This is a genomic window from Pseudoalteromonas byunsanensis (genome assembly GCF_001854475.1).
GTDB lineage: Bacteria > Pseudomonadota > Gammaproteobacteria > Enterobacterales > Alteromonadaceae > Pseudoalteromonas > Pseudoalteromonas byunsanensis.
On the sequence record NZ_MNAN01000034.1, the window covers coordinates 283,444 to 296,408 of the forward strand.

5 protein-coding genes are annotated in these 12,965 nt (G+C 43.7%); 2 read left to right on the top strand and 3 right to left on the bottom strand.

The window, feature by feature from the left end; genetic code table 11:
• The first annotated feature begins 165 nt into the window (after nt 1-165).
• The gene (locus BIW53_RS15585; RefSeq protein ID WP_070992959.1) at nt 166-1,041 is read left to right on the top strand and encodes an AraC family transcriptional regulator; all 876 of its coding nucleotides are present in this window, start codon (nt 166-168) and stop codon (nt 1,039-1,041) included.
• Between the two features lie 547 nt (nt 1,042-1,588).
• Here the strand turns inward: BIW53_RS15585 and BIW53_RS15590 are convergent.
• Both BIW53_RS15590 and BIW53_RS15595 read right to left on the bottom strand, forming a co-directional pair.
• On the bottom strand, nt 1,589-2,416 hold the full coding sequence (locus BIW53_RS15590) for a hypothetical protein (RefSeq protein ID WP_070992960.1): 828 nt from the start codon (nt 2,414-2,416) through the stop codon (nt 1,589-1,591).
• Nucleotides 2,417-3,019: 603 nt separating this feature from the next.
• Nucleotides 3,020-4,360 (bottom strand): M43 family zinc metalloprotease, encoded by a 1,341-nt coding sequence (locus BIW53_RS15595; RefSeq protein WP_070992961.1) that lies wholly within the window; start codon nt 4,358-4,360, stop codon nt 3,020-3,022.
• Nucleotides 4,361-5,084: 724 nt separating this feature from the next.
• Between BIW53_RS15595 and BIW53_RS15600 the strand changes: the two genes are divergently transcribed.
• A complete protein-coding gene (locus BIW53_RS15600; protein ID WP_070992962.1) occupies nt 5,085-8,825 on the top strand; it encodes a LamG-like jellyroll fold domain-containing protein in 3,741 nt (1,246 codons plus the stop codon).
• 290 nt (nt 8,826-9,115) lie between these two features.
• Here BIW53_RS15600 and BIW53_RS15605 read toward each other — a convergent pair whose 3' ends face one another.
• Entirely contained in the window at nt 9,116-12,697 is a 3,582-nt protein-coding gene (locus BIW53_RS15605) for an amino acid adenylation domain-containing protein (protein WP_342671982.1), read from the bottom strand.
• Nucleotides 12,698-12,965: the final 268 nt, after the last annotated feature.

Genomic DNA, 12,965 nt, shown 5'->3' on the forward strand with positions numbered 1-12,965 from the left:
GAGCACATCCAGCGTTTTGCCACCTTCCTTGCCAGCGAGTCAAAGTTCGCAAACATTATCAATGATACCTGCGCTACAGTGTTTCCCGTTGCCCCATAAACGAACAACGTTTTTGGTTGTATACTGCCCAGACTTTAACGATGAGTATGCTCAAAGGATCTAAATATGACACTCAAAAGCACAACGAAACATATCTACAGACAAAGACTACTGAAAGTTATCGACTATGTTTATGAGCATTTAAATAGAGATCTCGATGTGAACACGCTTGCAGATTTGGCGAATATGTCAGCCTATCACTTTCACAGGATCTACCGTGAGTTTACAGGTGAGACCATCAATACCACCGTTAGAAGAATGCGTTTGTTTAAAGCGGCAACATTGTTACTGCACAGTAATTTGAGTCAAGCTGATATTGCAAAACAAGTACGGTATAACAGCGTAGAAGCATTTAATCGAGCTTTTACCAAGCATTATGGTGAAACCCCCAATCACTATAAAAAGCACCGCACCTGTAAACAGCTCGAACATGCTGTGTTTTATCCATCTCACTTAAAGGAGTACACAACCATGTATACCGTTGAACAAATTGAAAACGAAGCTATGACCTTAATTGCTTTGCCTCATCAAGGGGATTATATGCAAATCGGTCAAGCTTTTGAAAAACTACTCATGTTAGCAGGTAGCGCAGGACTTGTTGATGAACGTAGCCGCTCGTTTGGTATTTACTACGATGATCCAAAAACGGTCGCCAAAGAGGAACTTCGCTCTATGGCATGTTTAAGTGTTAGTAGTACCGACATAGACTTACCTGCACCCGAGATCCAGTTCATCGAACTACCAAAAGGTAAAGCTGTTAGCGTGCTGTTTAAGGGAGACTATACCGAATTGGAGAAACCCTACGATTGGTTGTTTGGTCATTGGTTGCCAAACAATCAGGTGGAGTTAGCTGACTTTCCACCTTTTGAAGAATATTTAAATGATGTAAGAGAGACTCCACCATCTGAATTACTTACTCGAATTAACTGTTTAATTAAATAATTAATTACGCTTTTAGGCAAATGTGGCTACACGTAATGTATAGCCACTGAACACGACTAAGTAGATACAAGCGCTTTGGTCTACTCTACCTTAAGTAACCACCATTCAAAGCCAAAACAACGGACATAAACCCTGCGATACTGTAAACAACTATACTGAACAGACCAATAAAGCCTCCTAAGTGCCGGTGACAGAGCTAAAAGAGTGGCAAACTGACACTAGTAGCCCTCCCTCCTAAAGCTTCTTCAATGTCATTGAGGTGTAACGAGTAGTGTCGAGCGAGCAGCAAGTCGGTAAGGTAATGGCCAATTTAAGTTAAACATTTATATTCTGAGTAATATCACGTAATAGCTGGCCTATTTTTATCAATTAATAATAGGAGATCCAAAACTGATTATGCCTACACCTAAAAAACAAAAATTACTATGGGGAGGGAGGATATTTAAAATAAAAACTGAAATCAAACAATATTATAATGACAATATATTTACTTTAAAAACCCGACATCATTGAGATGCCGGATTATTATTACAATCTAACTTCAAAATTAATTAGGCTGACATTCTCTACAAGGCGGCTCTCTATCTCCGCTAGCAATGAAAGAACCCAATTGAACACTCTTACCATAATTTCCGTCATATACTATAGCCGACAGATCATATACGCCGCCACCTGCATGAGCTTTCATTGTAATATTGGCTACACCACTATTTGCAGTACTTGTGGTACTTTTATAACTTCGAGTGCCATATAAATCACTGCGTAAAATAAAGGTGACTTTAACTGGAGTATTATTGTCTTTAGCTGCTTTTGAGTATTTATCGACTGCGTAGCTTACACTCGCACTAAAGGTTTGCCCTGATACACTTGCACTTCTTTTCGATGCTGTCGGATTTTTTTGCACCCAAACCCCCTCAGCTGAGCACAAGTTATCCCTAGTGATCCAAACAAGTCCATAACCATAGGTTTTATCAAAAGACATGTTTAAATAAGAGTTTGCATCCAAATTCGACTTATCTTTACCAATGAAGCCCTTCTCAGAGTTATGAAAGTGCACATAGGCATAGCGATCAAACAAATTTCCCTTTGCTCTAAAGCTAGAACCTTGTAAAACGTGCTTAGTAGTTTCAATCCTTAAATAATCAAAGCTGTCTAGCAAGTTAGACATGCTATCATAAAAGTCCTTCCATGAGTTGAAGTCATACGGATTAGCATAGGTTTTTAAACCATCCTCAATCGCACTTGCTACTTCTTCATAACTTACGTCATAGTGCGTTTGTCGCCCATATTCACAGTGACTGGGGAGGTCATTACTTATAGCCAATGCATAGTTACTTAAAAGAAGTGATGATAATAGAAAAATACCTTTTTTCATTTTTAATTCCTTTTTGTTTTCGTCTGTTTTTTAGACAAAACTAACGTACATCCCCAAAGTTAAAATATAAAGTAAAAATTTGTAATAAATTAAACACAAAATATAACAAACCAAATTTTAACATTTACTTCAATCTAAGAGACGAAACAAAAAACACACTCATTAACAGTGAAAATAATAAAAATAAAATTTAATAGCCATTTTATACCGCCCTTAAAATAATCCTCACCTAACTTTCAACTGAATTCAAGTTTATGTAATTAGCGAATATTAAACCCTACCTCTCTAAATAGAGTTGTATTAGCCGGTATTAGATTGATTATTGCGATAATATCGAATACTAATTTATACATTATTATCATTAGTAAAACAGGCATCTAGTTTTAGAAATCTCCTATCTGTATATTGACAAGAGCAAAAGGCAGCAAGGTTTTTCTGCGGCTTATAAATTATTCAAGCTCGCTCTCAAGCTTCATGGAAAGTGTAGAGGCAAAATAAATTCAAATCAGTCGCGCTTATCATAAGCTAAAGTAGGTCTGTTACAAATTAACCTCAGCTTTAGATAAGCGACTTGCTGTATGGACAGATGTAAACGCCGATATATTACTGACGTGTTAAGTTATTCTGATAAAGTGCGTGCAAAGCACCTTTATATAAAGAAGAGCGCATTAAATTTGCCTGACTAATCGAGAAAAACTTCAGTTGCGCATCGCGCACTCTCGCACGCATAAAGTTTTCTTGCAGTTCGCTGTTGATGCAGTTCGATACAATGAACTGATCTGCACACGGTAAAAAGCGATGACCATCTTCAGCTCCTTCATTAATATGGCCGATTAACCCAAAGAAATGCCCTAATTCATGTGACACGGTTTTGCCTTGAGTATAACCGTCAGCAAGCTTGCCTAGAGTACCAAAAACGCCATATTCAACCGCAATACCAATTTCATTATCTGGCGCATCACCAGGTATAAACGACTGGCCAAGCAAAACTATTTTGCCGTGACGATCTCTATCTTCTCCTACCCAAATATTGATATAGCGTGTCGTGTCCCAGGCATCAATTCCGCCTTTATTCGAGTTTGCAAGCCCCGGCGAAGCTGGCCCCATACCGTCACCAACCACCACACGATTGACCCCTGAGGTTTCACTCCCATCTGGTGCTGTAGTTGCTAGATAAAACTGAATACCAGTGTCTGCAGCAACGCGTTGATGCTCTTGAGATAAAGTACTCAGTTCTTGGCGGTTCATTGCTCTAAAATGTTCGTTTGTAGCCACTATCTGTGAACGGATCTGCTCATCAGATAACGTAAACTGACCATTTTCCATAACATGTACCACAACAGGTAAGCGAATACGCTCTGGTAACAAAGTAGGTTGAGCGTATTGCGACTCAAATTTTGCTGTGATCTCGCAGCTGGCGGATAAATTTTTAACCGTGAGAGTGTCACCTAAGCGCTCGCCCGCGCAGCCTGTGAGGTCAGTTAGCTTTTGATCTGTCTGCGGTTCAGCGGTTACTGTAAAACTTTGTCCCTGTTCAACCGTTTCAGGTACTCCGACTAAACGACCATACCCTGCAATTAGGCTCGTTACAGTAATGTTGTTTGCCTGAGTGTTGGTTACTTGAGTATAAATTTTAATGTGACAACTGTGCTGAATATTAGAAGCTAAGACTTTCCCCTGTGTATTTAGTTGAGCATTACACCCTTGGATCTGAGTTACTTGATATCCCGATTGTATTGATAAAGTAAAACTAGCCGATTTTCCTTGCTCTACTTGTTGTTCATGCGTTTGCAGCGATGCACCTGCTCCTACTACTTCTGCTGTTACCTTTAACTTATTTTCTGACGATAAAACTTTATCCTCAGATACATCATCGCCAGAACCTGAACATGCCGATAGCAGCATAACACCAGCGACGAGCAAACTTTGCTTTACGAAAGACATGCATTCTCACACAATTAAAAGCCAACTACGGCCTAAAAGCTAGGCAAAATATGTTTGCGGCTTTATATTGTCAATAATAATGGGACCAATACACATTTTATACAGGTCATTCGACCAGTGTGATTAAAAAAAACATCGCAAGGAGGTTAAGTAAGGCGTAAAGTCACCATCGAACAACCCGGCTTTTTCGTCTCGATATACTCTTGTTAAACCCGCCATCATCATAGCTATTTAACACCTCACAAAACCACCGCAGCTAAATCTGCCAGAAAATACGTGGATGCCCACCTTTAAATGGGGCACTCAAAATCCAGCACAACAGTTCGCAACTTCGCTTATATTATCAAACGATATCCCTTTAAATGATATGCTTTCATTCGCAACTATCCCTGTAATTTGGATGACGTTAGGTTGAGTGTCCACATAGTCCCATGCTCCTTTAATTCCCAGTTAAGAACCTAGCAAAAAAACCAAACAATTGATCAATATGAATTTTTAAACACATATTCTCGCTCAATCACCTCATAAGACGCACTAAAGTCTGCTGCTAGACAAACGCTTTGCAATATAGCAACTCAGTCTTTTTCTCCACCGTATTTCAATTTTAAAAAATATGTTAATACCACCCCACACCTGTCTTACTGAGTATTTTTTGAACTTTTTCAGAAAGTTCTTAATGTTTGCTTCGGTCTGTTATGCACAACACCAACAAAAGGACATTTTTATGTTAAAACACAACAACAGTAAACATAGGGTAACTTTGTTAAAAGTACTGTGCTTTAGCTTGCTACCTTTAACGCTGTGCGCTACATCGGTCCAAGCCAATGAACCTTGGAATATTATTGATGAGCAATTCTCTAACGGCTTTAACGACTGGGAGCGAGCAAATCAGCACAGAATTGACTTATCACAAGAAAGCATGAACACACAACTGGGTACTTATGCAGCCTACCTGTCTAAGAAGAACCTCGTCACCGACATTGATGAAGCGACACTACGCTTTAGCCTAAACCCTAATAACAGTGATATTCCCAGCGCAATTAGCATAGCAACACTCAAAGGCGCCAACGAGTACAACCTTTGGTCTTTAAGGTTGTCGGGCGATAGCCAAGGAGGCTTTAAATTACAACTTACTTGGCAAAGTAATGTAACTGGCTCGTGTGACACGGCATATGGGTCTTTTGTTGATATTGCAAACACAAGTTGGAGTGATATTGCCATTTCATACAAAGCAAATGACTACGTAGAACTGAATGTCAATGGCAACAGTTACAGGTCAAACAATGTGACTCATTGCGAACAGTATGGCGACAGAGTATATGTGGGCCAATTGAGTGATAAGTACAATACTCCAGCGCCAAGCGGCAACCTCTTGATCGATGACGTAAAGTTTCAAGTAGCATCGGTCACAGACCTTTGGGTTAATAATAAAACATACAGTAAGCGCTGCGTTAGCGGTTCAGGGCTATCCGAAAATTCGCCGTTTTGTACAATTCAAGAAGCCGCAAATAGAGCCGGACCAGGCACAACCGTACATATTCTGCCTGGTATTTATAGAGAAACTATCACGCCATCATTAAGCGGTACCGCTACGAAGCCTGTGCTTTATAAGGCTGAGTACGGCCCGAATACGGTGTCACTATTAGGCTCAGAAGTTATCAAAAATTGGCAGCCAGTAACGGATAGAGAAACACTAAAAAGATTTCCAAATGCTCCTTCTTTGTATTACGCCGATATATCAAGTTATAAACTCAGTGACTCGCCATTATTTTTAATGCGACATGCCCCGTTCTCTGACGCGCTATATACACGTTATCCAATCGCCCGAGAGCCAAACTGGGAAACATCCTATGTTGTTGGTCATGAAGCAGAAAATGACTGGCAATACGCAAAAAACTGGTGGCACGCCAATGGCGGAGAGAAAGAAGCAACTGGCAGTGAACTACCAACGTCACCACAATGTGAAGATAAAAAAGACTGCGATGAAAACAATCGTTCTAGGCGTCTGCTAACAGATACAGTGCACTTCCCTACTCTTGGAGATTTAAGCGGTGCAACACTTGTTGCGTTAACTAACAAACTTGGCCATGACTTGTATCGCACCCAAATTGTGTCTGAACCATCAATCAACGAAACCAGAATAATGGTCGCAGAAGATTGCGGTATAACTAACAATACTAATGGCTGCGAAACAGCAAATAAAGGTGCTGGACTTGGCTGGGGTAGCGCTTATTACATAGAAAACTTACCTAAGTTACTTAATGCCCCCGGCGAATGGTGGTTTGATAAAGTATCGCAAAAGCTGTATTTTTCACCACCTGACAATACGGATCCAAATGCTCTCAATTTAGAACTATCGGTACGTGATTTTGGAATTAAATTAGCTCATGGCGGTGACATTGGTAGTCGCTCCCATGTTATTTTCGATGGCCTGTCATTGACCTATTTTAACCACAGTGCAGTGTTACTAGAATCTACTGCTCCACGCTTTTCAACAGGTATTACTTTAAATAACTTAAAAATTAACTTTGCGGATTACGGTATCTACCTATATAACCACAGTAATGGTGAAACCCACAGTGCCATTACCCAATTTACTCTTAAGAATTCCAACATCGGATTTATTGATAGCCAGTTTATGAAAACCAACTATCGCTGGGATGGTAATTATACTCATGCTGGAATAAGTGACTTAAACATAGAAAACAACGAATTCCATCACGTTGGATTTCGTGCCTCTAATTCAAAAGAAGGGGGCAATGGCGCTACTTTCAATAAAGCCGATAAAATCAAGTTTATCAATAACTATGTGCATCATATCGCCCACAACGGTGTCTTATTCGCACGTGCGCATATTGAGTCGGACTTAACAACCAATATCCCTAAAGACGCTATAAAAACAGGAGACTTGCTCATAGCAAATAACCGCTTTGAGCAAACGTGTCAATTAACGGCTGATTGTGGTGGACTCAAGTTTTGGGGAGAACCTGGTGAGCCGTCTCATGTGTTTCGCGATACGCTGGTGATCAACAACCAATTCAGTAATGTGATTGGTTGGACATATATCGCCGAGCAACGTGAAGGTTTTTCTGGCGGAATACAAAGTGATATCAAAGGTATGGGTGGTTATGGGTTATATATAGATATGGCCGCCGGTATTCATGTATATCGGAACATCGCCTATAACAATGCGCTTGCTGGGTTTTCTTTTGCTGGCGCCTATGAAATGGGCGATATTGTTCTCATGCACAACATCGCTGCCAATTCGCTTTATGGCGTTTACTTATCGGACTGGGAAGATGACGTAAACAGTCAATACACCCGAATACTCAACAATATTCTTATCAATAACGAAGCTTATGGCATTTTACGTGATGGTGGCAACGCCGATTACGGCAACTTCATGGTAGATCACAACTTTTATGAACAAAATGGCTGGCGTTCTAGCAGCGCAGGCGGTGTACATAAACCCGGTGATGTGTACATATACCGCGATTTGGTTGCCAATGAACACTATCCGAGTATGCATCAGATCACCAATGGCTGGGAGCAAAGTGGTATAAATGGGCAAGTATTATTTGCAAACTACCCATTAGATGATCACTCCTTTGGGATTAAACCCCAGTGGCCAGACTTTAGACTGACTGCAAAAAGCGACGCTATCGACAGAACAACTGACCTTGAGGTGTACCAGCGAGTAAAATCAATAGCTGAAGATCTAGAAGCGATTCACAGCCACCCTTTAGGCTCATTTTTTCAAGCGCAAGGGTTGAGCATGGATCATGGTGCGATTGAATCTGCCTACCTGAAAGAATATCACCCCCCAGTACTTGCACAGCAAAACGTAGAGTTAAAGCTTGACGAAACGTCGGGGTCAACCGCATACAACTCAGCTTCAGCACCCGTCCTGGGCACATTGATAAATCAACCCCAATGGATTGAGGAAGGGGTTGAAAATGGCGCGCTGTGGTTTGACCAACAAACAAGATACGTCACGTTAGGTCAAGATAATGCTTTTGATTTTAATCCTGCTCTTGACGATTTTACGGTATCCATTTGGTTTAAAACATCACAAAGTGGTGCCCTTGTTTCAAAGGTCAAGTCATACAACGAATTGGTGCAATACTATTTGTACGTTGGTTCCGTTGATAAAAAGCTGTATAGCAAAGTAGGTGATGACACACTTAACAGCCATATATCCGTTAATGATGATAAGTGGCACTTAGCAACTTTAGTGAATCAAAATGGCGAACATTCATTGTACCTAGATGGGCAATTTATTGACTATCACACCTCAAACAATGTGTTATCAAGCAACACTGACCTACTGTTAGGAGCAAGAAGGCATAACAATAACACTAATGTGAGCATTCCTTTTAACGGCATCCTTGATGAGTTTTTAATATACCCTGCAGCACTTACGGGCTATCAAGTTCAAGCGATTTATCAAAGCAGTGTAGATTAACAATAGACCAGAAAAGCAGGCTTCCTAGGCCTGCTTTTAAAAACAAAGAAGGACACTACACATCGTTCATCCCTTAAGCTTAAAAACCTGATTTGATTGTGAAAAACCGAGTGCAAATTTGAGTGGATGTCCACGTTAACCATTCACGTTAACCAACGCCAAACCACTTCCACGTCAACCACTCATGAGAAGTATGGACACCTACTCCAGCATACATACTGGAATGGGCGTCCATAATTAAGCAATTGCCCACTGCCCTAGCATTGCAACTGTATAAATATATTGCATTTTTATGACAAAGTATCGACAGCTTCAGGAATCTCCGTGAGCTGCTTTAACCCACTGGGCAAAGTATGTAAACGACTCATCAACCACATGAAGACCTCGCTTTGGCCACTCAATTCGCATTCACCATCACAAATGCACTGCAGCAGCGACTGCACATCTCCCATGGTGAATGCCGTAACAGCATCCGCGCTGCGGCAATGGATATGGCACATCGGCAAGCTTGTCTCGTCCTGTATGCCTGTTTCCACGGTATTGTGAGACACGCACAAAGCCCGACTACCGCTTGGTGTGCTCACCACCAACTGTAGCTCAGGTACCTTTGCAGACTGTGCCTTTACCCACTTTTCAAGATACGCAGTAAAGCCGCTCCACCAGTTGGCTGACACACAGGCACAGGGTAAATCTTTTGCTTTGTCGGTGGATAAACTGGCAAACTCTGTTTCAACTTCCTGGACCGCTTCTTTTAATACCACCAGCGTTGTATCTACATCCTCCTTTGTATGGGCTGCCGAACAGATAAAACGTAATCTGCCACGGCCACTTTCAACGATTGGATAAGTCACGGCGGAGGCCTGAACGCCTTTTTCATACAAACGCTGCACAATCGCAAACAGTCTATCCTTATCACCAAAATGGGGCGTGACTATCGGTCCATCACCACTGCCCAACTCAAAGCCAGCTGCACTAAATTGCGCCCGCATATATCGGGCCGTGTCCCAGAGCCTCTCACGCAGTGACTTATCCTGACTAAGACGTTGCAGCGCGGCCAGCGCCGCTGCAATGTCTGCAGGACTCACGGAAGCTTGAAAAATATAAGCTCTGGCTGAAGCTTTAAGCAAGTCAACATACTCAGTGCTCGTGGCGACAACGCCGCCCAGACTGCCGAGTGATTTGCTCAGCGTGGTCATAATAAAGTCGACCTCGTCGCTTACCCCCTGTGCAGCGCAGATCCCGGCCCCACGCTCACCATAAAACCCGAATGAGTGTGCTTCATCAACCAGAACCAGTGCCTGATAACACTTAGCGGTGCGAACAATTTCTGCCACAGGAGCCGCTCCTTCACCCATGCTGTAAACGCCCTCGATAATGACCAACACCGTTCGGTAGGGGGAGCTTTCGCTCTCAAGCACACAAGCGAGATCATCGACATCGTTGTGCTTAAAGGTGCGAACTTTGGCACCGCATAAGCGGGCACCATCAACAATGGAGGCATGGCACAACTGATCGATTACCACCACATCGTTTTCACCCAGTAACCCCGCAACCGCACCGACGTTGGCGGTATAGCCGGTGGGGAACAAGCAGGCGGCGGGTTTCCCCACCAAAGTGGCAAATTGTTGTTCAAACGCCAGATGCAAGTCGGTTAACCCGGACGCGGCTGCAGAGGTGCCCATACCAGTGCCAAATTCAGAAACAGCTTCACGCGCAGCTGCAACCACAGCGGGATCCCGGTTAAGACCAAGATACAAGTTGGTGGTCCAAATAATCGCCTCTCGCGCATCATTGTGATAAGCATCTGCCACAGTGCCACGCGTGCCACTGCCGTTACGCAGGACTTTGCTGTAGGGATTGGCTCGACGCTTGCTGACCATCTGAGTGGCTGCCCACACCAGCTTACTTTTATCAGCGGCCGACCAGCATGGGGCTTTGGCCAGCGCAAAGGTCGGGTGACTAGCGCGTAACTGTTTGTACAGCTCTCCTAAGGTATCGCGTAACGGCTCAACACACATTGGTAATGACGTATTTACACGCAACCTCTGAAGATACCGGGCCAGACGTTGGGGTGTATTAAACTGATAAATGGCCTGCACGGAGCAGTTCAATTCAAGCACCTTACTCAGGCGATTACTCAACTCCAGCGTAGTTAATGAATCCAGCCCCGCCTGCTCAAAAGTTTGTAAATCCAAGCCTTCTGTTACGTGGCCCAACAAGGTGCTCAGTTCATAACAGATACGTTCAACAAGTGCCTGCTCCGAGTCGGCTACCTTGCTAGCTCTAAGCGGCTGTGGTTGTGCCGATACACTTGGAAGGCTGGTGCGATCCAGCTTGCCGTTAGGTAAGTAAGGCAATGAATCAAGAAAACAGACACTGTGAGGGACCATATGATTTGGCAGATAACGAGCCACGAATGATAAAATCACATCTGGGCTCAAGGTTTCTTCTTGCTGACAGACAATACAGGCTTGTAATCTGGCCTGCGCGTAAGTGCCCTGCAACACGTTCACGGCCGCCGCCGCGATACCCGGTATTTTACTCAGCACGGCTTCGATTTCTTCCAATTCGATACGAAAGCCACGGATTTTGACTTGTTGATCAGCACGGGAGATAAAACACAGTTCGCCATTGTCGCTCCACTGACATAGGTCGCCGGTTTTATATAAACGCGACTCCGCAATGCCACTGCCTGGTATAGGCATCACAAAGCGTGCATCTGTACGGGGTGTATCAAACAAATAACCCGCAGCCAGCTTGTCTCCCGCAAGATACAGCTCCCCCGTTTCGCCCGCCGATACCGGCTGTAAGGCTTCATCAAGCAGGTAAGCGCGGGTGTTAGCAACGGGTCGACCAATGGTGACTTCCTCCATATCAAACCCAACCTCCACAGCCGTCGAAAATACCGTGTCTTCAGTCGGGCCATAGACATTGATAACGCGCAGGTCCGGCTGCTGCATATACACTTGTTTTACCAGTGCGGGACTGAGTACCTCGCCACCGAAGACCAGACAGCGCAGCGTATTTGGTAAGATATATCCACTGAGTAATGCCCGCATGGCCGAGGGCACAGCAATACAAGTCCGAACACGTGCTAGGTTCGGTAGACTAGGTAATGTCAAAATATTTCTTGCCAGGAGCACCGTACCACCGAGCAATAAAGTACCGATGATCTCCATCACTGATGGGTCAAAACACACCGACGTGGCAGCGAGAACCCCACTCAACTCTTCTTCTGAAAGCAGCGCCCCCATAGCAGTGCACATCGCCAGCACATTAGAGTGTGTTATTGCCACACCTTTTGGCTCACCGCTCGACCCGGAGGTGTAAATCACATAGGCCAATGCCTGTGGATCACATTCAGGGTCTGAAAGAAACTTCGGATCATCGTCCAAGTCAGCCAGCAAAATGTGTGTACTCACTCTTTGACATAACTCACCCGACGCGCTGCCATCAACAATAACCGCGGCAGCTTTGCTGTGCGCCAACATATAGTCAATCCGCGCATGCGGATAGGCCGGATCCAGCGGCACATAAGCGCACCCCGCTCTGAGCACCCCCAGCAAGGTTGCCACCAGCTCCCAGCTGCGTTCCATACACACGCCTACCAATTCACCGCTCTGAATACCACTCTTTGCCAGTTTAGCGGCTATTGCCTCTGCACGGCTTAATAATGACTGATAGCTGATTTCCTGTGTGCCATCAATCAGGGCGGTTTTGTCAGGATGGCGCTGTGCCCGAGTGGTAAATGCCATTACCACGGATTCCATATCCTGTACTTGTCCATGCTGTTTTTGAGGTTCACAGAGGGAGGGAGTTCGCTTGTTCATACCAGTTTCCTTTGTTGTTTTTGTTAGTCCTGTAGATGCCATTTAAGGCGCCTTATGTATCTCGCCAGACCTGTACAGGTAGCGCCGATTAAAATGATGACAGGTAGCAGACCGACTACCACTGTACATATATTATCAACACACAGGTTACATTGGTGGGTACAAAGAAACTAGTCGAGAACTTGAAGAAATCTGTGACCTAGAGAGAGTTGAGGAGCTCGCTACAAACTTAATCAATGAGGGTATAAAAGAGAATGATAGCCTTGCGTACAACACATCTTTACAAGTACATGGTGTTTACGGAATGCGC

Excerpts from the sequence above, each read along its gene's own strand:
- BIW53_RS15595 (WP_070992961.1), bottom strand. The coding sequence starts at position 4,360 with ATGTCTTTCGTAAAGCAAAGTTTGCTCGTCGCTGGTGTTATGCTGCTA.
- BIW53_RS15600 (WP_070992962.1), top strand. The coding sequence starts at position 5,085 with ATGTTAAAACACAACAACAGTAAACATAGGGTAACTTTGTTAAAAGTA.
- BIW53_RS15605 (WP_342671982.1), bottom strand. The coding sequence starts at position 12,697 with ATGGCATCTACAGGACTAACAAAAACAACAAAGGAAACTGGTATGAAC.
- BIW53_RS15585 (WP_070992959.1), top strand. The coding sequence starts at position 166 with ATGACACTCAAAAGCACAACGAAACATATCTACAGACAAAGACTACTG.
- BIW53_RS15590 (WP_070992960.1), bottom strand. The coding sequence starts at position 2,416 with ATGAAAAAAGGTATTTTTCTATTATCATCACTTCTTTTAAGTAACTAT.